This is a genomic window from Gracilimonas qinghaiensis (assembly GCF_046602855.1).
Lineage (GTDB): Bacteria > Bacteroidota > Rhodothermia > Balneolales > Balneolaceae > Gracilimonas.
This window is the reverse complement of record NZ_JBKINJ010000001.1, coordinates 827,456-848,703: the sequence shown is the minus strand read 5'-3', so window position 1 is coordinate 848,703 and position 21,248 is coordinate 827,456. Positions and strand designations below refer to the sequence as shown.

Sequence of the window (21,248 nt, the reverse complement as noted above, 5' to 3'; positions counted from 1 at the left end):
TAGAATTTAGTTAGCGGCTTTCATTACTTGACGGCCGCGGTAATAACCACACTCTGAGCAGGCATGGTGATATCTGTGCAGTGCGCCGCAATTGGAGCATTTTGCCAATGTTACATCAGAAATAGCGTGATGTGCACGACGCTTGTTCTTACGGGCATTCGATGTTCTTCGTTTTGGATGTGCCATTAAATTTTACCTTATCGTTATTCTTTTAAATCTTTCAATTTTTCCCACCTTGGATCGATGCTTTCCTCATCTTCATCAGGAATATCGCCAAATTGTTCATTCAGAACTTTTTTAGGGTTTCCATCTTCATCAAGGTAACGGGGATGTAATTTTTTTGTTGGGAGGTTAAGCAAAATAGTATCTCTAACATCTTGCTCCAGGTCTATTTGTTTAGATGCATGGTCGTAATTTCTTACGGCTCCATTTTCATCTGCAGATTCTTCAACTTCTTCAGCCTTAAAAAGTACTTCATATTTCTGCTCAATATTATGATCATAAGTATCTAAAGAACGATCACAAGTCAGTTCAACATTCACATCAACATTAAACTGAGCTCTCACAAAATGAAGTGTGCGGTAAAATTCTATATGAAGTTCACCACCCTTAAAAGCAAGGTCACCCAGACCCAGATCATTTGGTTCCAGATCAACTGTCCGCTCGCTTTGGCCTTCAGGTATTTCAAAGATCTTAAATTTTAACATAAAACTTCTCCTCAATAGCTACCTAAAATAAGGATTATTGATCTGTGGTTCAATCAATTAAATAAACCAAACATGCGCTGGTCAATCAAGTCTATTACCTTCCCGAGATCTTCGTCATTATTTACAAAATCCAAGTCGTCAGTGTCTATTATTAGCTTATCATGGGGATATCTGCCTATCCAGTCCTCATATAGGTTGTTGAGGCGCTCAAGGTATTCAATTCGAATGGTGTTCTCATAGTCTCTGCCTCTTTGCTGAATTTGCCTCACTAAAGTCGGAACCTGTGCACGTAAATAGATCAAAAGATCAGGAGGCCGTAGATAATAACCCATCTCTTTGAATAGAGCCTCGTAGTTAATAAAATCTCTGTCACTCATGAGATTCATTTGATGGAGATTCTTTGCAAAGATCTCAACATCCTCATATATAGTTCTGTCCTGAATCAAATTGACATCATCATTCAGCATTTCTTTTTGATGCCGGAAGCGACTTGACAGAAAATATATCTGAAGATTAAAACTCCATCTCCGCATGTCTTCATAGAAATCCTGCAAATATGGGTTGTCATCAACGGATTCATAGAAAGCTTGCCATTTGTAGTGTTTTGCAAGCAAACCGGTTAATGAGGATTTACCGGCCCCAATATTCCCGGCTACTGCGATGTACTTAGATTGATTCTTTTGATCCATAAATAATTAGTGTTTACCAAGTAAGCGATACATTGCTTTTTTATAGTCTTCCACTCCAGGCTGATTGAAGGGATTTACATTCAAGCTATATACAAATATGCCGGTCAATAACTCAAAGAAATATATTAGCTGACCAATATTTTCCGCATTCAGCGCCTCCAAATATATCCTGACAATTGGTACAGCACCCTCACTGTGTGCCTCTATTGTCCCTTCCCTGGCTTTAGCATTGATCTCATGAAATGACTTGCCCGATAAGTAATTAAGTTTATCGTCGTTTTCTTCTAGTTCATTTACAGAAAGTTCTGAAAATGATTTCTCGATAATGATGAAAGTTTCCATCAGGCTTCGTTGCCCCTGTTGAATAAATTGGCCTAAACTATGAAGATCTGTTGAATAACTGGCGACCGTTGGAAAGATCCCTTTTCCTTCTTTTCCTTCACTTTCGCCCAGAAGCTGCTGTATCCAACCGCCAATTGATGCAAGCTCAGGTTCAAAAGTTGCAAATACATCTATAGTTTTACCAGACTCATGAATAGCATTTCTAAGTGCTGCATACTCTACTAAGTCTTCTGCATTTTCCTCAAATTGATTGTATGCAGTAACGGCACCATAAAATAAAGTTTTAATATCTATACCGGCTACAGCAATAGGTACAAGGCCAACAGGTGTTAGAACTGAAAACCTGCCTCCCACATCATCAGGGACTATGAATTTTCGATAACCCTTGGCTTCGATCATCTCGTTCAGCAGTCCACCTTCTTTACCTGTAGTACAAATAATATGTTCATAGGCTTCTTCGCCATATAGATCTTCGATAAGCTCACGAAGCATTCTGAAAGACAGCGCCGTTTCCAGCGTTGAACCTGATTTTGAGATCACATTCAGATATATGTTTTTAGGCGAACCGTCTTTTTTAGGTTTTTTTAGATGAGAGAGCATTTGTTCCAGATACTTGCCTCCCATGTGGTGTCCCGCATAAAGTATCTCAGGACCGTCCTGATCAAAATGATCTGATAAAGCGTCTATGACCGCCTTAGCTCCCAGATATGAACCCCCAATACCGCACACAATAAATACGTCGGCTTTAGACCTGATCTGTTCACCTAATTCAGAAATTTGTTCCAATTTAGCATCATTAGGTTCAGCAAGGATATCACGCCAGCCAAGCCATTCGGATCCCGGTCCTGTTCCATGCCTCAACTGCTCAAGAGCCTGGTCGGCTTTTTTTCTGGAGTGCAGGTAGGTACTGTCATCGATGAATTTTCGGGCTAAACTTATATCACTTTTAATCATATTCTATCTCAGTGTTTTTGCTAAATCAATTAATGTGTGATCGATGTCTTTTTTCTTGGATATAGCAACGCGCATTGGCGTCAATTTAAGGGAGTTATTGACTACACCTACCATGATATCACTGTGTCCTTCGTTTAGTACTTTAACTGCGGCTGAACCAAGTCTGCTCGCCAAGACCCTATCCCGTGCTGAAGGCGCCCCACCTCTTTGAGTGTGGCCTAAAATACAAACACGCAGATCATATTGAGCGAAATCATCTTTGATCTTTTCTGCAAGTTTGAGAGCACCCCCTGTTTCGTCCCCTTCTGCAACTACCACAAGGCTGCTCCTTCGCTGAGCCTGTAACATATCATGGAGTTGTTTTTTTACTTCGTCAACGTGAGTCAATTCTTCAGGTAAAAGTGCTACTTCTGCACCGCTCGCAATACTTGTTTCCAAAGCTATAAAGCCGGTATCTCTTCCCATTACCTCTACAAGGAACATGCGTTCATGTGCATCGGCAGTATCACGGATCTTATCAATGGCTTCCAGAGCTGTATTTAGGGCTGTGTCATAACCTATAGTCTCATCCGTTCCAATTATATCATTATCTATGGTTGCCGGTACACCAACAACATTTATATTATGCTCTTTGCTGAGTTTGTTAGCTCCGGTAAAGGTTCCATCACCTCCGATTACAATCAAAGCATCAATGTCATACTTTTTTAGATTTTCTGCGGCCTTTGCTCTCCCTTCTTCAGTTCTGAACTGATCGGAACGCGCAGATTTCAAAAAGGTACCGCCTCTCTGAATGATATTGGAAACGTCATGTGTGTCTATTTCAACGATTTCGTTGTTGATCAAGCCAAAATACCCGTGTTTAATGCCAAACACTTTTATATCAAATTTCTCTGCGGTTCTAACTACGGCTCGTATTGAGGCGTTCATGCCGGGAGAATCTCCCCCACTTGTCAAAACGCCAATCGTTTTAACTTTAAATAATTCGTCTGTCATAAAATTCAATGAGTGTGAGTGATTGTGAGTAAATAATTGTTCTGTTTTATCAGTAAATTATTACACGGCCAAGTTTAAGAAAATTTCAACACAATTGATGACAGATAACGAAGACTTAGAACAGATAAATTCTGAAACCGTTTCCAGGAAAACCTTAAAAGAGATCACAGCACCGGTTTCAGAAAATCTTTCAGAATTCAGGAGCTTTTTCAAGCAAACCATTAAGTCTGATGTTTTTCTGTTAGATCAGATCGTCAAGTATTTACTGCGCCAAAAAGGAAAGGAATTACGCCCAACGCTGGTGTTTATGACTGCCAACTTATTTGGTGGAGTAACCCACAAGAGCTATATAGCTGCAACAATGATCGAATTGCTGCACACAGCCACTCTTATTCATGACGATGTAGTGGATGAGGCCGATAGTCGAAGAGGATTTGTAAGCATCAATAAGATATGGAGAAATAAGGCCGGAGTGCTTTTAGGAGATTACCTTCTTTCTAAAGGATTACTCATAGCACTTGAAAATAAAGAATATCAGCTTCTTGAAGTTCAGTCCAGAGCCGTTCAGGCTATGAGCGAAGGTGAGTTGAGGCAGCTTAAAACGGCAGGTTTATTTAATATGACAGAAGATCGCTACTTCCAGATCATTTCAGAAAAAACGGCCAGTCTGATATCGACCTGCTGTGAATGCGGTGCTGTTTCAGTGATTGAAGAGGAAAAAACCCACGAATTAATGAGAGATATTGGATTAAATATAGGAATAGCCTTTCAGATCCGCGATGATCTTTTCGATTATGGTATGTATGACATAGGAAAGCCAACCAGAAACGACATTCAGGAACGTAAGGTAACCCTGCCACTGATCAAAGCCCTGGAACATGCTCCAAAAAGCAAGTCGGCTCATATCAGGGCCCTCATGAAAAAGCGAAAGAAATCATCCAAAAATGTAGATGAGATAGTGAATTTTGTGCACGATAATGGCGGTATGGAGTATGCAAAGAAAACTATGTACGACCACGCAAACAAAGCTATCGAAAAACTTAAGCTAGTACCTGCATCCGACGCCAGAAATGACTTTGTTGATCTCATCGAGTTTGTGATCACCAGAAAGAAGTAAGTGCATGATCACTGAGCAAATATTTATTTCGGACGTCCATTTAGGCGCCTTTTCTCCTGAAACAAATAATGAGATTGAACAGGATCTCATCAAACTGATCAGGTACTGTTCGGAGCATAAGATCAAAATTAACATTCTTGGTGATCTTTTTGACTATTGGATGGAATTCCCAGAAAAAAATTATGTACCGGCTTTGGGTTCAAAAGTTCTGAAAGAATTTGAAGAATATAATAATGATGTATCTCCTGCTCTCTATATAACTGGAAATCATGATAATTGGACCTTTGGCCACTTTAAAGAACGCGGTTTTGACGTTGAAGAAAATTTCAGACTTATTGAAATTGGAGAAATTCGAATTTTAACGTTGCACGGTGACGGCGTAGCAACCACTAAAATTGATTTTCCCAGAGTCGCTTTTCACCGTTTATTGCGTAATCCAAATTTTATAAACATTTATCAAAAAGTTTTTACACCTGAACGCGGACTCGCAACAATGAAGGCATTTTCAAATCTTACTCGCCGAAGAAATAACCACAATCCTGAACCGTTAAACAGACAGGCTAAAAAGATATTTGATAAGCATAATTTAGATTATATTATAAGTGGTCACGATCATGTACCGCGGGTAGAAACATTTTCACGAGGAAACTATATAAACCTTGGAGCTTTCTTTAACAACAGAACTCTTGCGTTGTATAACAATAGAGGAATGAATCTCGTTAAATGGAGGGCTGAATCGAACTCATTTATCCCTTTTTCAGGCAAACAAAGTAAACCATGAGCGAAGAACATAAAGGACCTATTGACAACAAACGGTATTTCAGTGATCCTGAATACAGAAAACAAGTATTGGCGGAACGCAAAGCCAAAAGCAAAAATAACTCTGAGGAAATGAATCCTTATTTAAAAAAAATATTGATATGGGGTGGAGGTTTTGTTGGGGTAATGCTTCTGTTAATAGCCGGATACGTAACTTACTTGATATCAGGCTTGCCATCAGCAAATGAATTTGAGAATCCTGAAACCGCCATCGCATCAGAAGTTAAAAGCCGAGATGGCGTTACATTAGATAAATATTTCATTGAAAACCGCAATTGGGTTCGGTATGACAAAATATCTCCACACGTAATTGATGCTCTGATCGCGACAGAAGATCACCGTTTTTACAATCACTGGGGAATTGATACCTATGCCACTCTAGCCATACCATGGCATCTTATCAATGGCAGATGGCAGGGAGCTTCCACGATTAGTCAGCAGTTGGCAAGAAATCTTTATAAGAAGATCGGTCAGGAATTTTCGGTTACAAGAAAGTTTAGGGAAATGATCACGGCTATTCAGCTTGAACGCCGTTATACCAAACGTGAGATTACTGAGATGTATCTGAATACAGTTGAATTCCCAAATTCTACTTTCGGTATAGAATCTGCCGCTCAAACACATTTTGACAAACCTGCTAAAGAATTGAATATTTCTGAGGCAGCTGCCATGATCGGTTCTCTGCAGGCAATTTACGCCTTTAATCCCCGTATCTTTCCGGAGCGTTCTAAATCCCGCCGTGATATCGTGCTCAGCCAGATGAATAAACGTAATTTCCTCACTGACAGTGAATTTCAAGTGTTAGCCTCAGAACCCATTGAGCTTGACTACCAACCTCCTTCCAAGGCCGGCCGACAAAGCCGCTATTTTGGTGAGTACGTACGCCAGCAAGTAAATCCATGGCTTGAGGAAAACGGATATGACCTATTCAAAGACGGCCTCGTTATATACACCACTATCGATTCCAGATTACAGCAACATGCTGAACGTGCTGTTAAAACCAAACTGGATTCGCTACAGGTAATTTTTGAAAAGGAGTGGACAACGCCAGGCAGTGATGAGTACATGGATAAACTGTGGAACGAATTTCCTCTCTTCTTTAGAACGTTCGTCCGGGAGACCGATCGTTACAAGAATGGTTTCTCCAAATACGACACTAAACTGGAAAGTGTAGTTTTCGATTCTCTCTTTGCAGATACTGCTTTTGTGGATTCTGTAAAACGAGTACGTACTCAACTACAGGCTAGTTTTGTAGCAATAGAACCGACAAACGGAAACATCCTGGCCTGGGTAGGTGGTACTGATTATGGTGACGTACAATTCGATCACGTGTATCAGTCCAAGCGACAGGCCGGTTCAACCTTTAAGCCATTTGTTTATGCTGTGGCTATTGATAACGGTTACAAGCCGTACCATAAATTTTCAAAATTTCCGGTTACATTCAGGCAAAGAGACGGAACAACCTGGACACCGAAGGATGAAACAGTAGCTGAAGGTCCGGTTGAGGTGCCCTTACGAGAGGCCCTTGCGCGAAGTATGAACAATGTAACCGTTCGTTTACTTCCGGAAATTGCCGGTGCTCCCGGTACCAATAAATTATGGGAACTGGATCCGGCTGCACGTAAGATCAAGGACATGGCCTCCAAACTTGGAATAGATATGGGCAATACACCTGCCTACCCCTCCATTGCGTTGGGTACAGCAAATGTCTCATTGCTTGAATTAACGAGTGCTTATACTACTTTTGTCAATGCCGGAGTTCATATTGATCCGATCGCTATTACACGAATTGAAGATAAAGAAGGAAACATTTTGAAAGAATTTCATCCTGAATTAACGGCAGAGGTGATCAGCCCTGAAACTGCCTATATCATAACGGATATGTTACGAGGTGTAATTCGCGGTGGCGAAGATTTTTATGGAACCGGAGTAAGACTTAGAAATACATACGGTGTACGACAAGATGTAGCCGGCAAAACAGGAACTACCAACGATGCAGCCGATAACTGGTTTGTGGCTATGATGCCGCACATTGTTATGGGGGCATGGGTTGGAGGTAAAGACAGAAGGGTCAGGTTCAATCAGGATCTGTCATATAGTATTGGGCAGGGTGCGCGAACGGCCTTACCAATAGTCGGTGAGTTCATTAACTATGCCACTGCTGATGAGCAGGCATACTGGAAATATGATGCCTTTGAACCACCACCCGGTTTCGTGATGCCTGAGGATCCTGAAAAGACCCGCAACGAATTGATCAAAGATGAGAATAAAGGAAAGATAGGCTGGTAATGACAGCTCTTCCCTTTTGTTTGCATTATTGAGTTAACCATTTCATCAGGCTCCTTAAGAATTCAAGATTTTGAGGAGCCAATTCTTTGTTATTGAGCCCTACTTTGAATTCACCCTGTGGCGCGGTTATGATTTGTGCTGTGAACATAGCGGCCTCACCAAATACAGCTAATTTTCCCTTTCCATAATCCATGATTGCTCCCTGACTGTAGCCTGAAATATCTGTAGCCTTAGTGTCATCATTAAATTGCCAGGCGATTTCCGGCTCAAGACTAAAATCTCCACTTTTGAACAGAAGAATCGTTTTTGCATTCCCTGGATATTTAAAAGCAGACCCTGTAAAAGTAGTTACACTGTTTATTTTTGGATTTGGAAGGTTCATTGTAACCAATCTCCTGTTATCTGAATTGAAAACATCCGGTTCATTCTGTTCTTTTACCAAAGAGGCAAAGCCGTTATTAAATTCAAATCCAAAGATTCTTCCGAGTTCTTCTGCAGCTCCGGCAAAAGGCATATGATCTGCAATCAAAAATAATCTGCCACCTGACTTGACCCATTTTTCAATATTATTTATCTCATCCTTTGAAAATGCTGAGGGATTCGGCAAACGCCAGTTGTTAATATTATTTTCATGAAGAGCATTGGCGATCACTAGTATTTTACAGTCGTGGAATGTTTCTGTACCTGCTTCTGCTCGCTTCTTAAAAGAGGTCACCTTAAATCCATCGAGCTTCAAAATCTTGACTAATGGAGCAAATCCGGTTTCAGCTGTATGGAAGTTATTATGAGCAGCGTCAATACATACTGTTGGTCCCGTTCCTTTTTTAAACAAAGGAGTAGTTAATTTTTCGATAAAAGTGGTATCAGGCCTTTGCTGGCCATAAGAGTAAATTACACTTAAAAATACTATTAAAACAGTAAAGGCTGATCTGATCATTTTTCATGGTTATTAATTGGGTCTATGATACTTCAAACCAGATACAAAAAAAGCCGGTACCCAATTTGGATACCGGCTTTCAATTCATTTATCTGTAAACAGCTAGGACTCACTGACCGATTCTGCCAATAGAGTCAATTTATTATTGTTTACTTCAACAAAACCACCTGATATAGTGTAAGTTACATCACCGCCCGATTTCCGGACAAGCACGTTTCCTTCTTCCAGTGTTGACACAATCGCAGCGTGATTAGCTTTTACTTCAAAACTACCTTTTGAACCCGGCAGTTTTACACCACTAACTTCTCCTTCAAAAAGAGAGCCGTTGGGCGTCAATATTTGTGCGTTAAAAGTACTCATGATCTGCTATAATAAATTAATTATGCTGCTTCTTCCTGTTCGCTTTCTTCCAGCAGTTTTTCGCCTTTTTCGATCGCTTCCTGAATATCCCCTACCATGTAGAAAGCATTCTCAGGCAGATGATCAAGTTCACCATCGAGGATCATTTTAAACCCTTTGATTGTATCTTCTACTTTCACATATACACCCGGTTGACCGGTAAACTGCTCAGCAACATGGAAGTTCTGTGACAGGAAACGCTGAACACGACGTGCACGGCTTACTACAAGTTTATCCTCATCAGAAAGTTCATCCATACCAAGAATGGCGATGATGTCCTGAAGATCTTTGTAATTCTGCAGAAGACGGGTCACGCGGTTTGCAATATCGTAATGCTCTTGTCCCACTACTTTAGGATCCAAAATGGTGGATGTCGAATCAAGCGGATCAACCGCAGGATAAATACCGATCTGTGTCAATGCGCGAGAAAGTACGGTAGTGGCATCCAGGTGAGTAAAAGTGGTTGCAGGAGCAGGGTCAGTCAAGTCATCAGCGGGTACATATACAGCCTGTACCGATGTAATGGAACCGTCTTTAGTAGAAGTAATACGTTCCTGAAGATCACCCATCTCAGAAGCCAATGTCGGCTGGTACCCTACAGCAGAAGGCATTCGACCTAAAAGTGCAGACACCTCAGAACCGGCCTGTGTAAATCGAAAAATATTATCAATAAAAAGCAGGATATCACGGGAAACTTCATCACGAAAATACTCAGCAACGGTCAAACCTGAGAGCGCAACGCGAGCACGTGCTCCGGGAGGCTCATTCATCTGACCAAATACCAGGGTAGCCTGAGATTCTTTAAGTTTTGCCTTATCTACTTTGGAAAGGTCCCACTCTCCTTCTTCCATAGATTTTTTAAATTCATCACCGTAGTTGATAATTCCGGATTCAATGAATTCTCGCAGAAGGTCATTTCCTTCACGGGTACGTTCACCAACACCGGCAAATACAGACAAACCACCGTGTTGCTTTGCGATGTTGTTAATAAGCTCCTGGATCAAAACTGTTTTACCTACACCGGCACCACCAAACAAACCGATCTTGCCACCTTTAGCATAAGGGCAAAGCAGATCAACCACTTTTATGCCCGTTTCAAGCATTTCAGAGGATGTTGCAAGTTGATCAAAAGCAGGCGCATCACGGTGAATAGGATAAGACTCTTTTCCTTCTGGAGCATCAATACCATCAATTGATTCGCCCACCACATTAAACAGACGTCCGCGAATATCTTCACCAATAGGCATTGAAATAGCTTTGCCGGTATTGATCACTTCCATGCCTCTTACGAGACCGTCAGTGGAATCCATCGCGATAGTACGCACACGATCTTCACCAAGGTGTTGTGCAACTTCTAAGATTAATGTGGATCCGTCCGTCATTTCTATCTCAAGGGCATTGAGAACAGGCGGTGTTTTACTTTCTAGAAAATCAACATCAACTACAGGTCCAATTACCTGCGCTATCGTTCCTTTATTCATGTGGTAAATCGCGATTTTGTTTGTTTAGCTTTATTGATTTAGCAGCATATTTATACGCTACTGCAAAGGCTGATAAAGATAGTGAGATACTTAAAGAGAGGCAACGAAAAAAAGCAGGTTAATACAGAAGGTAATTTTAATGACTAACTGCCGCCACCCTGCTCTGATAAGTAGACCGATAAAACACCCACGAACTCGATCTTACGGATCACCCGTCTGATCGATAGATTACGATTGGGAGCCTCTACATGAGTAGACGGCAGGACTCGAAAGCAAAGTCCAACAATCGGTCAGACGGACTTTAGTCGTCAAACCGAGAGATAGGCCTTACAGAGCTGAGCGCCACAACGAAAAGCAGGGGTATTTCAGATCTATTTACCAAAAAAATTATCAGACCATAGTGTAACATCAAGATGCAGGTTTATTTGTTTTATACTATGTTCAAGTTTGACCAACTATTAATTAAGTGTTCTAAAAATGACATTCATTCTCTTAGCCCATATTTTTATTGCTTCTCTTTTTGTGCCGGCTGACACCGTTAACATATCATCTTCCATCAGTGAAGTGACGGTTTTCAGGCAGCAGGCTCAGATCCAGCGCACCGCTGATGTTGATCTTAAACAGGGAAAGAATATCATTGTTTTTAATAGACTCACCCCCTATTTGAATCAAAATAGTTTGCAGCTGAAAGCCACAGGCACCTTCACCGTTCAATCAATGAAAAGAGGGTTCAATTACTTCTACAGTGAGATACCTGATCCACAAATACAGGCACTTGAGGTGCAAAGGGATTCCCTTCAGCAAAAAATTACGGTTCTTGAATCGGACCTGAGTGTAATACAAAATGAACTCAGGCTACTTGAGAATACAACTTCAAATATTGGTAATAAAGAACTGACCGCAGCAGAACTTGCTCAATTCCTGGACCTTTACAGAGAACGTGCCCGTTATTTAAAGAAAGATGAGATCGAACTTAATGATTCCATTCAAACAAGCCGTATTCAGCTGAATAAGCTCGTTTCACAGATCAATGAATTGAGAGGTGGACTACAAACCCGATTTTCAGAAGTGATAGCTGAAGTCTATTCAGAAAAAGATCAAAGCCTCACCTTTACACTGGATTTCCTGGCACCGTCAGCAGGCTGGACCCCCTCATACGACATTCGTTCCGATGATATATCAAATCCCCTGAATATCAGTTATAAAGCTGATATTTATCAAAATACCGGGATTGACTGGGAAAATGTTGTCATTACTATTAACTCCGGTAATCCTTCTGCTAATTCGGTCCTGCCTTCCCTTAACCCAAGCTATGTTGACCTTTATCAAACGCCGCCTGCAATGGATAAGCAAGCTTTAAGAGAAGTAGTTGTTAACGGTTCCGCCTCCGCTGGCGAGTCTGAAAATGACATGACTATGGAAGCGGCATTATCTTTGCCTGATTTTAGCAGAAATCAAACATCATTTAGTTATCGAATAAAAACACGCTATACGGTACCTTCTGATGGGAAAGTCCATACAGTTGAAGTCAACCGTTCTGAAGTTCAAACTAACTACTCATACACCACCATACCCAAACTATCACAAACTGCTTATCTGGTAGGACACATGGCAAACTGGGAAGACCTAAACCTGTTAGCCGGTAAGGGCAATGTTTATTTCGAAAATAAATTTATTGGTACCACAAGAATTAACCCTGACACCTTTGATGATACCCTCACTGTTTCTCTTGGCAGAGATGAGAGTATTGTTGTAGAACGAAATAAGGTTCAGGATTTTGAGGAACGTAGCTTTTTCGGAAATAAAGTTCGTGAAAAAAATTCCTGGGAGATAAGTATCAGAAATACAAAAAATGAACCCATTGACATCACGGTTAAAGATCAAATTCCGGTCTCCAAGAATGAAAGCATCAAAGTAGAGTCACTCCGGCTATCAGGTGGAAAACTGAACAAAGAAACCGGCATTATAACATGGCTGTTGACCCTGCCTCCGAGCACCACAGAAAATGTACGATTTGAATATCAGGTTGAATATCCGTCTGGTCAACAGATCAGATACTAAATTTCTGCTAAAAGAGCACACTTACATTAGCAAGTCCCGCGTTAAAATTTTATCTTTCAAAGCTATTGAAGCCACACAAGGTTATTGGTTTCACTGAAAGAATCGAATTATTTGCAAAAGGTGAATTCAATCACCTTTTTTTATAGCAGGCAACCACAAATTTAAAAATCTGACTCCTTTGGAAACCGAATTATCAGAACGCTCAGTAAGTGTAGACATTCTAATTGATTTCGACGAAAACGGTCGGCTGGATTATTCTAAAGCGGATGAACTTGAAACGCGTGAACGTGCTCAGGTGCGTGAATATGTTCAAAATATCCTAAGAAAAAGAAGTTATCTGGATTTTTTGATCGATGAATTTTCAAGCGTCTCGGTCAAGGAAATGAAACCTGGGCTAAAGAACATCCTTAGACTGTCAATTTATGATATGCTGTTCATGGACAGCACGCCTGATTATGCAGCCATCAATGAAGCCGTTGAGATCGCCAAAATGAAGCTCGGCTCCAAAACAGGTGACTTGGTCAATGCGATCATGCGTAATCTCCAAAGAGATCGGGAAAAACTTCCCAAGCCTGCTTTTAAAGACAGAAATAAATTGGTAGCCACCACCTTCTCCCATCCTGAGTGGATGGTTGCAAGATGGAGAAAACGTTTTGGGGAGCGCGAAGCTTTTCAGCTCATGCAGGCCAATAACACCCGCCCCCATTATTACGTACGGGTTAACAGTTTGCGAACCAAGCCTGAGAATTTTGAACTCCGTATGGAAAAGATGGATGTCAATTTTGAAGCGAGTGAGTGGCTGCCCTATTATTATAAAGTAGATTCTGTGCAACCGTTTATCGAAAAAGGTTTACTAAGTAAAGGCATCTGTTTGGTACAAGACATTGCTGCCGGTTTTGCCCCTACCGTTCTGGATCCACAACCGGGTGAGAAAGTATTCGACCTTTGTGCTGCTCCCGGAACCAAGTCTATTATGATGGCTGACCTGATGCAAGCCGAAGGCGACATTACTTCGGTCGACATTTCAACTGAAAGACTTCAAAAGCTTGCTGAAAGTGCCCTCAATTATGGAGCAGAAAATATAAAGATCAGAGGCGGAGATGTACGGGAAGTCAATTTAGGTTTAGCCGATGCTGTATTGTTAGATGCTCCTTGTACCGGAACCGGTGTTTTAAGTAAGCGTGCTGACCTCCGATGGAGACGTGATGAAGAAGGACTGAAAAATGCTGTTGCCCTTCAGGAAGAATTACTTGAAGAAGCTGCCAATATGGTAAAACGTGGCGGCCGGCTGGTTTACAGCACCTGTTCACTGGAACCTGAAGAGAATATGGAACAGATAACCAAGTTTCTGGAAAGATACGACAACTTTGAGCTGGAGCCACTTGATGATTATCTCCCAGAGGAAGTATTGGCAGAAGACACTCTTTCTTACCAGACCTTACCTCACAAGCATGGCTGTGACGGCCACTTTGGTGTACTCCTTAAGCGAGTTAAGTAAATTATCAAAATTCAGAATTCTCGATTCAGAATTCTGAATTCTTACATTGGATGCTTTATCAACTAACGCTACCTGTAATCATTTTATGAGTTCTGATTCAAATAACTTAGACATTCCCGCACAATACGACGCTTCCAAAGTTGAGGATAAATGGTATCAGCACTGGATGGAGAACAATTACTTCCATTCAACTCCCGATGATAGAGAATCTTTTACCGTCGTTATACCACCGCCTAACGTAACAGGCGTACTTCACATGGGCCACATGCTCAACAATACCATTCAGGATGTTTTGGTAAGAAGAGCCCGCATGCAGGGCTATAATGCATGCTGGGTGCCCGGAACAGATCATGCCTCCATTGCTACGGAAGCTAAAGTTGTAAGGAGACTCCGGGAAAAAGGTGTAAAGAAAAGTGATCTTGGTCGGGATGAATTCATGGAGCATGCCTGGGAATGGACACACGAACACGGCGGTATAATCCTGGAGCAACTTAAGAAATTAGGAGCCAGTTGTGATTGGGATCGCACCAATTTCACAATGAATCCCGAGTATTCCGAAAGTGTGATCGATGTATTCATTGATCTGTTTGAAAAAGGAAAGATCTATCGCGGTGCAAGGATGATCAATTGGGATCCGGTTGCTAAAACTGCTTTGAGTGATGAAGAGGTGATTCACAAGGAAGTAAATTCCAAGCTGTATCACATAAAGTATAAAATTGTGGGCGAAAATGATTATGTAACTATCGCTACTACCAGACCGGAGACGCTATTGGGTGATACCGCTGTTTGTATCAATCCAGAGGATGAAAGGTATACTCACCTGAAAGGCAAAAATGTGATCGTGCCGCTTGTAAATCGTGAAGTACCAATCATAGAAGATGATTATGTAGATATGGAATTTGGAACGGGTTGCTTAAAAATCACTCCGGCTCACGATGAAAATGACTATAACATTGGGCAAAAGCACAACTTGCCTACCATTAACATGCTTAACGAGGACGGAACCGTAAGCGAGGAAGGCGAACTATACATCGGAATGGACCGATTTAAAGCCCGCAAACATATAGTTAAAGATCTTGACGAAGCAGATCTGCTGCTGAAAACCGAAGATTATAAAAATAAGGTCGGCTATTCAGAACGGACCGATGCTGTGATAGAACCACGCCTTTCGCTACAGTGGTGGGTATCCATGAAAGAACTGGCTCAGCCCGCCCTCGAAAACGTAATGGACGACACAGTTGAATTTCATCCTGCCAAATTCAAGAACACCTACCGCCATTGGATGGAAAATGTTCGTGATTGGTGTATATCCCGTCAGCTTTGGTGGGGACACAGAATCCCAGCCTGGTATAATGAAGATGAAGAATTTGTTGTAGCTAAAACCGAAGATGAAGCCAAAGAAAAATTCAAAATTAAAAATTCAAAACATGAGAAACTAAGGCAGGATGAGGATGTACTGGATACCTGGTTTTCATCATGGTTATGGCCAATTTCTGTTTTTGATCCGAAATACATCGCGGAATATCAGAAGCGCGATCCGAATAAAGAATTAGATTACTACTACCCAACCAAAGACCTGGTAACTGCCCCTGAGATCATGTTCTTCTGGGTGGCACGGATGATCATTGCCGGGTATGAGTATATGGACGACAAGCCGTTCGATAACGTGTATTACACTGGTATCGTACGCGATAAAAAAGGCCGCAAAATGAGCAAGAGCCTTGGGAATTCCCCTGATCCTCTGGAGCTTATTGATAAATACGGAGCCGATGGTATCCGTATGGGAATGTTGTTTGCAACACCCGCCGGAAATGACCTCCCCTTCGATGAAAAGCTCTGCGAGCAAGGCCGGAATTTCAGTAATAAGATCTGGAATGCCTTCAGGTTTCTCACCATGAACATGGAAGATGGTGTACATTATGAACCCACAACCGACATCAACGAAAATGATATTTCTGACCGATGGATGTCAGCCCGTATTCAGGAAACCATTGCCGGGGTGAATGAAGACTTCGATAAATACAAGCTGAATGATGCCATCAAGAAGATCTACTCTTTGATCTGGGATGATTTCTGTGACTGGTACATTGAGCTGGCCAAGCCTGAAGAATACGGCCAACATATTTCGAAAGAAAAACTAAACACAGCGCTTGGATTCTTTGAGCAGCTAATGAAGCTCCTCCATCCTTTCATGCCGTTCATCAGTGAAGAGATCTGGCAGCATATTCAGGAGCGTTCCACTGAGGAAGCCCTGCTGATCACAGAATGGCCAAAAGTGGATGAATACAGATTGAACAAAAAAGACATTCAAACCTTTGGCGTTCTTCAGGAAATGGTTTCCTCATTGAGAAATATCCGTTCGGAAGTCAACGTATCACCAAAAGAAGAATTGAGCGTCTTCATTAACACGAAAGATGAATCTACGGCACAGTCTGTATCAACCAACCGGATTGTTCTGGAGAAATTAGAAAATATCTCAAGCCTTGAAGTGGGAACAAAGGTTGAGAAACCAAAGGTTTATTCATCCTCTATGGTGGATGGAAATGAGATCTATGTTCCTTTGGAGGGACTCGTTGATTTTGAAAAAGAACGAGAACGCATCCAGAAAGAGATCGACCGCCTGGAAGGATTCTTAAAGGGAATCAAAGCCAAATTAAACAACGACGGTTTCGTTAATAACGCCCCGGAGGCTGTTGTAGAAAAAGAGAAGAAGAAAAAAGCCGATACTGAGGAAAGTATAGCAAAATTGAATGAGCAGCTGAAGGATTTTGAAGGGTGATTATTTGCTTAAGTTGCAACAAAAAACGTGTGAGTCACCAACTCACCTATCCTGGCAAATGAACTGAAGATCATTTGCATCCCTCTTCAAAGAGTGAATTTTTCTTGACGAATCAGAGTGAAAATTAAACCATTTAAATCCCAACCAATTTGACTGGTATTAAAGAATTATTCTCCTTTGGAAGGCAGACCTATGAGTGCTCAGGCACCTATCGAGAGGGATGATCGTTAGAAAACATTTTTAATTTTAGAGCTTTTACATCTACTCCGTGTCAACATTTTGAGTAGTTAACCGATATTTATGAAAACATTTTCACTTACATCCGAAGAACCCAAGGGTAGACCAGATTTTCTTTCCACGCTGAATGAACAGCAGAAAAAAGCGGTAACTCACACAGACGGGCCATTGCTTATAGTAGCTGGAGCCGGTTCCGGAAAAACACGGGTACTTACCTATCGTATTGCTTATTTGCTTCAGCAGTATAAAGCTGCCCCTGAACAGATACTTGCCCTTACCTTTACCAATAAGGCAGCGCGCGAGATGAAAGATCGTATTCAGAGCTTGATCGGCGATAAAGGAAAAAAGTTATGGATGGGAACCTTTCACTCAATATTTTCAAAAATACTGCGCTTTGAAGCAGAAAAGATAGGTTACGGCTCTGATTTTACGATCTATGATTCAAACGATTCACAGACGGTAGTCAAACAGATCCTTCAGGAGTTGAATTTCGATCCTAAAGAGATCAAACCAAAAACCATTCACAACAAGATCAGTGATTCAAAGAATCAGCTGATCACGGCGGATACCTTCCAGGAGAAATTCATCAGCAGTACGTTGGATGACATTACAGCACGGGTATATAACATCTATAATAAGCGACTGAAGCAAAGTAATGCCATGGATTTCGACGATCTATTGGTGAAGCCTATTGAATTGTTCCAACAGCATCCGGACATTCTTGAGAAATATCAGGATCGGTTTAAATACATTCTTATTGATGAGTATCAGGATACCAATCATGCTCAGTACAAGGTTACAAAAATGCTGGCTGCCAAGTATGAAAATATTTGTGTGGTTGGTGATGATGCGCAGAGTATCTACTCCTTTCGCGGAGCCGATATTTCTAACATCCTGAATTTCAAGCAAGACTACGAAGGTGCAACCCAAGTTCCTTTAGAGCAGAATTACCGCTCCACTAAAGCCATTCTTCAGTGTGCTGATTCCATCATCAAGCAAAACACCAAACAACTTGATAAAACGCTGTGGACAGAACAGGATTATGGCGAGCGAATCACGGTTCTTGAAAATTTTGATGAACGAGATGAGGCCAACCGCGTAGCCAGTCATATCCAAAACCTTAAGATGCGGGAAGGTTATGAGAATAATAAATTCGCCATCCTCTATCGCACCAATTATCAATCTAGGGTATTTGAAGAAGCACTTCGTCGAAAAGATCTGACGTATCAGCTGGTCGGCGGACTTTCTTTCTATCAGCGTAAGGAGATCAAAGATGTATTGGCCTATTTAACCCTTTTAGTAAATCCTCATGATGAAACTAATTTACTTAGGATCATCAATGAACCAAGCCGTGGAATTGGCAATAAGTCCATTCAAGATATCTTGAAGCAGGCTCGGGAAGAGGGACGCTCGATGTGGAGTATTATACAGCATGTGGAAGCACTTGATGTATATAAGCCTGCCAAAGCTCGGGTCAGAGAATTTGTGGATATGATAGATCAACTCAGAAATGACCTGGAAAACGGACAATCTTTAGTGAACGTAACCAAAGCAATGCTTGAGCAATCAGGATATATGAGAGCGTTGGTTGAAGAGAATTCACATGAATCGATGATGAGACGCGATAATATCATCGAACTGCAAAATGCACTATCCTACTTTGAAAAAGGAAAATCAAAAGCTTCTTTAAGTGCTTTTTTACAAGAGATCAGCCTCATCACCGACCAAGACAAATTTGATGAAAATAAGCCGGCAATTACCTTAATGACGGTTCACGCCTCCAAGGGTCTTGAATTTCCGGTAGTATTTATTGTTGGGCTTGAAGAAAATCTTTTCCCTATGGGAGCTCGAAATAATTTCGATGTAGATATTGAGGAAGAACGCCGTTTGTTTTATGTGGCTATTACACGGGCTGAAGAAAGACTTTACTTCAGTCACTGCAGAAGCCGATTCAAATTTGGAGAAGAAACACGACAGGCTCGCTCCCGATTCCTGGACGAAGTGGATCCCGGCGTGGTCCAGACTGAAACAGGGTCCACCATTACCCAGAAAAAAGAGCGCTTCAAAAACGAAAATAAATCCGGTTCCTCGAACTATGACGTGGATTACGACTGGAAGCAAGATCAAACGAAAAAAACGTACAACTCCCCTTCTGCTACTATTCATTATGATTATCAGGAGGGTGAAGATCCTTTTCAGGTCGGCGTTCAGGTTCAACATAAAAAATTTGGTATCGGAAAGATCATATCAAGATCCGGATCGGGCACAGATGCTAAAGTTGTTGTATTTTTCAAGAAAAGAGGCCAAAAGAAACTCATGTTAAGGGCGGCGCCTCTACAAGTAATTGATTAGTTATTTTTCAGCTTAGGAAGGTTAAATGAAGCAGTTTTTAACGGCACTGCTTATTGTGCTTACAGGATTTTCACTGGGAATGGCCCAGCCTGTTTTAACACCACTAAATATGGCTTTAGGTGGGGGTGGAAGTACCTATGTCACTGATTTTAACGCTAATTTCTATAATCCGGCCAATCTGCTTATCCTCGAACACGAACGGGGTTTATCAGTAGGAATCGGGGTTGCGGGCATCTATTCAGACCAGCTCATCAATTACACCTCTTTCAGCACTCAGATCAGCAGCATCAAAGATCATTTTGATGTGTATAAGCCGGGTAATTTTAAAATAGACAACACCTTAAGAGAACAGATCATTAACGATAATTATCCGGGTCGCAACACCCTCTCTGATAACAGGGTTAGATCTGATATCACCATTGCAGGAGTTAAATGGCACCGTAATGACCGATCTTATGCTATTGCTTTAAGAAGCCGAAGCTCAACTTCTTTCAGAGTTGGCTTAGGGTGGTATGATCTTGATTACAAGACCAACTCCTCAAACGATAATATTGTAGATCGTTCATTGATCTACCGCCGGCAAAGCATGTATGAGATCTCTTTTGGCTATTCTGAATCTTTTCAATTTCTAACCGGGCTGACGTCTCGTCTTGACAATTTTATAATTGGTATCGCTCCTAAAGTTGTCATCGGCACGGAATATGAAAATGCTGTTTGGAAAAACGTTTATAGTTCACTGGATGGCTCTGCAACAGCTAGAAGAATTCAGAGTTTCAATTACAGTGCAACCGGAGAACATACTTCTGCAATCAGTCGTTATCTGACCGGTAATTCGGTGACTTCTTCAAATCAGGTATTTTCAAAAGATCCCTTTGACATAAACGGGATCGGGGCCGGGTTGGATATTGGTGTTACCTATCTTGTCAGCCTTGGTAGTGATCTTTCAGCAATTCGACGCGATGGACAGCCCACAAGACGATCTCTTCGACTTTCTTTCTCAATGACTGATATAGGTTTGGTTTCCTACAGTTCTAACGACATCTCAATTTCCTCACCCGTGGATTCCACACAGAATATAACTGTCCCCGTTACTACAGCTACAGAATCCTTTGGAGGCTCCAAAGGTCAGTACCTGCATTTTATTGATATGTTTGCAGAATCAGACCCTTTTAATTCCAATACGGAAAATAATAAAAATAAGTTTTCTGTTTTGCTGCCAATGGCACTGCATAGTGGGGCCTTACTCGAAATTAACAGACTTAAGTTAATGGCTGATATAAGTGTAGGATTGACCAACAATGCATTCAACTCAACCAAGCTAAAATCTTCATTTGGAATGGAATTAAGACCAATTTCCTTTTTACCAATTAGAGGTGGAATTAGATTTGAAGCACAGAGACCTGATTTCATCAGTTTCGGTACAGCTATTGAAACAGAGAGATTTAATATATCAATTGCCACTATCCTTAAACCAAATTCACTGTCAGAGCGTCCATCACTTACAGGAGCTGTCGTTTCAGCACTTCGAATACATTTTTAAAGACTGACACTTTGCCCTACTTTCCTGACAGGCAGCGGGTATATATGACGCTTT

Annotated in this window: 16 protein-coding genes; 8 read left to right on the top strand and 8 right to left on the bottom strand. The window is 41.3% G+C overall.

Features of this window, described 5'->3' with window-relative positions:
• Positions 1-6: 6 nt before the first annotated feature.
• Genes rpmF through pfkA form a run of 5 tightly spaced genes read right to left on the bottom strand, consistent with a single transcriptional unit; the run spans position 7 to position 3,685 of the window.
• Complete coding sequence (gene rpmF, locus ACKGJO_RS03720) at positions 7-186, bottom strand: 50S ribosomal protein L32 (protein WP_103663746.1); 180 nt, start codon at positions 184-186, stop codon at positions 7-9.
• Positions 187-203: 17 nt separating this feature from the next.
• Positions 204-707 carry a YceD family protein gene (locus tag ACKGJO_RS03715; protein WP_411322052.1) on the bottom strand — a complete coding sequence of 168 codons (504 nt, stop codon included), beginning with the start codon at positions 705-707 and terminating at the stop codon, positions 204-206.
• Positions 708-760: 53 nt separating this feature from the next.
• Complete coding sequence (locus tag ACKGJO_RS03710; RefSeq protein ID WP_411322051.1) at positions 761-1,396, bottom strand: deoxynucleoside kinase; 636 nt, start codon at positions 1,394-1,396, stop codon at positions 761-763.
• Between the two features lie 6 nt (positions 1,397-1,402).
• The gene (locus ACKGJO_RS03705; protein WP_411322050.1) at positions 1,403-2,692 is read right to left on the bottom strand and encodes a glucose-6-phosphate isomerase; all 1,290 of its coding nucleotides are present in this window, start codon (positions 2,690-2,692) and stop codon (positions 1,403-1,405) included.
• A 3-nt stretch (positions 2,693-2,695) separates the two neighbouring features.
• Complete coding sequence (gene pfkA / locus ACKGJO_RS03700) at positions 2,696-3,685, bottom strand: 6-phosphofructokinase (RefSeq protein WP_411322049.1); 990 nt, start codon at positions 3,683-3,685, stop codon at positions 2,696-2,698.
• A gap of 97 nt (positions 3,686-3,782) precedes the next feature.
• On the opposite strand from pfkA, the gene ACKGJO_RS03695 reads away from it, so the two are divergent.
• From ACKGJO_RS03695 to ACKGJO_RS03685, 3 genes are read left to right on the top strand one after another with little or no spacing between them, the layout of a single operon-like run.
• Positions 3,783-4,802 (top strand): polyprenyl synthetase family protein, encoded by a 1,020-nt coding sequence (locus ACKGJO_RS03695; RefSeq protein ID WP_411322048.1) that lies wholly within the window; start codon positions 3,783-3,785, stop codon positions 4,800-4,802.
• A 4-nt stretch (positions 4,803-4,806) separates the two neighbouring features.
• Positions 4,807-5,583: a UDP-2,3-diacylglucosamine diphosphatase gene (locus ACKGJO_RS03690; protein ID WP_411322047.1), complete on the top strand. Its 777-nt coding sequence runs from the start codon at positions 4,807-4,809 to the stop codon at positions 5,581-5,583.
• Positions 5,580-7,910, top strand: coding sequence for a penicillin-binding protein 1A (locus ACKGJO_RS03685; RefSeq protein ID WP_411322046.1), 2,331 nt, complete (start codon positions 5,580-5,582; stop codon positions 7,908-7,910). The genes ACKGJO_RS03690 and ACKGJO_RS03685 overlap by 4 nt, the downstream gene beginning before the upstream one ends.
• A 25-nt stretch (positions 7,911-7,935) precedes the next feature.
• Here the strand turns inward: ACKGJO_RS03685 and ACKGJO_RS03680 are convergent, their stop codons facing one another.
• The 3 genes from ACKGJO_RS03680 to atpD form a co-directional block, all read right to left on the bottom strand.
• On the bottom strand, positions 7,936-8,847 hold the full coding sequence (locus ACKGJO_RS03680; protein WP_411322045.1) for a DUF4350 domain-containing protein: 912 nt from the start codon (positions 8,845-8,847) through the stop codon (positions 7,936-7,938).
• A 102-nt stretch (positions 8,848-8,949) separates the two neighbouring features.
• Positions 8,950-9,207: an ATP synthase F1 subunit epsilon gene (gene atpC, locus ACKGJO_RS03675; protein ID WP_411322044.1), complete on the bottom strand. Its 258-nt coding sequence runs from the start codon at positions 9,205-9,207 to the stop codon at positions 8,950-8,952.
• Between the two features lie 20 nt (positions 9,208-9,227).
• Entirely contained in the window at positions 9,228-10,727 is a 1,500-nt protein-coding gene (gene atpD / locus ACKGJO_RS03670) for a F0F1 ATP synthase subunit beta (protein WP_411322043.1), read from the bottom strand.
• Positions 10,728-11,204: 477 nt separating this feature from the next.
• Between atpD and ACKGJO_RS03665 the strand changes: the two genes are divergently transcribed.
• From ACKGJO_RS03665 to ACKGJO_RS03645, 5 genes are all read left to right on the top strand, one after another.
• On the top strand, positions 11,205-12,788 hold the full coding sequence (locus ACKGJO_RS03665) for a mucoidy inhibitor MuiA family protein (RefSeq protein ID WP_411322042.1): 1,584 nt from the start codon (positions 11,205-11,207) through the stop codon (positions 12,786-12,788).
• A 178-nt stretch (positions 12,789-12,966) separates the two neighbouring features.
• A complete protein-coding gene (gene rsmB / locus ACKGJO_RS03660; protein ID WP_411322041.1) occupies positions 12,967-14,286 on the top strand; it encodes a 16S rRNA (cytosine(967)-C(5))-methyltransferase RsmB in 1,320 nt (439 codons plus the stop codon).
• Between the two features lie 85 nt (positions 14,287-14,371).
• Positions 14,372-17,065, top strand: a complete 2,694-nt coding sequence (locus ACKGJO_RS03655; RefSeq protein WP_411322040.1) for a valine--tRNA ligase — start codon at positions 14,372-14,374, stop codon at positions 17,063-17,065.
• Between the two features lie 300 nt (positions 17,066-17,365).
• Positions 17,366-19,654 (top strand): ATP-dependent helicase, encoded by a 2,289-nt coding sequence (locus tag ACKGJO_RS03650; RefSeq protein WP_411322039.1) that lies wholly within the window; start codon positions 17,366-17,368, stop codon positions 19,652-19,654.
• Positions 19,655-19,679: 25 nt separating this feature from the next.
• Positions 19,680-21,194 carry a DUF5723 family protein gene (locus tag ACKGJO_RS03645; RefSeq protein WP_411322038.1) on the top strand — a complete coding sequence of 505 codons (1,515 nt, stop codon included), beginning with the start codon at positions 19,680-19,682 and terminating at the stop codon, positions 21,192-21,194.
• Positions 21,195-21,248: the final 54 nt, after the last annotated feature.

Bases quoted from the DNA above. Each gene is read 5' to 3' on its own strand.
- rpmF (WP_103663746.1), bottom strand. From the start codon at position 186: ATGGCACATCCAAAACGAAGAACATCGAATGCCCGTAAGAACAAGCGT.
- ACKGJO_RS03715 (WP_411322052.1), bottom strand. From the start codon at position 707: ATGTTAAAATTTAAGATCTTTGAAATACCTGAAGGCCAAAGCGAGCGG.
- ACKGJO_RS03710 (WP_411322051.1), bottom strand. From the start codon at position 1,396: ATGGATCAAAAGAATCAATCTAAGTACATCGCAGTAGCCGGGAATATT.
- ACKGJO_RS03705 (WP_411322050.1), bottom strand. From the start codon at position 2,692: ATGATTAAAAGTGATATAAGTTTAGCCCGAAAATTCATCGATGACAGT.
- pfkA (WP_411322049.1), bottom strand. From the start codon at position 3,685: ATGACAGACGAATTATTTAAAGTTAAAACGATTGGCGTTTTGACAAGT.
- ACKGJO_RS03695 (WP_411322048.1), top strand. From the start codon at position 3,783: ATGACAGATAACGAAGACTTAGAACAGATAAATTCTGAAACCGTTTCC.
- ACKGJO_RS03690 (WP_411322047.1), top strand. From the start codon at position 4,807: ATGATCACTGAGCAAATATTTATTTCGGACGTCCATTTAGGCGCCTTT.
- ACKGJO_RS03685 (WP_411322046.1), top strand. From the start codon at position 5,580: ATGAGCGAAGAACATAAAGGACCTATTGACAACAAACGGTATTTCAGT.
- ACKGJO_RS03680 (WP_411322045.1), bottom strand. From the start codon at position 8,847: ATGATCAGATCAGCCTTTACTGTTTTAATAGTATTTTTAAGTGTAATT.
- atpC (WP_411322044.1), bottom strand. From the start codon at position 9,207: ATGAGTACTTTTAACGCACAAATATTGACGCCCAACGGCTCTCTTTTT.
- atpD (WP_411322043.1), bottom strand. From the start codon at position 10,727: ATGAATAAAGGAACGATAGCGCAGGTAATTGGACCTGTAGTTGATGTT.
- ACKGJO_RS03665 (WP_411322042.1), top strand. From the start codon at position 11,205: ATGACATTCATTCTCTTAGCCCATATTTTTATTGCTTCTCTTTTTGTG.
- ACKGJO_RS03655 (WP_411322040.1), top strand. From the start codon at position 14,372: ATGAGTTCTGATTCAAATAACTTAGACATTCCCGCACAATACGACGCT.
- ACKGJO_RS03650 (WP_411322039.1), top strand. From the start codon at position 17,366: ATGAAAACATTTTCACTTACATCCGAAGAACCCAAGGGTAGACCAGAT.
- ACKGJO_RS03645 (WP_411322038.1), top strand. From the start codon at position 19,680: ATGAAGCAGTTTTTAACGGCACTGCTTATTGTGCTTACAGGATTTTCA.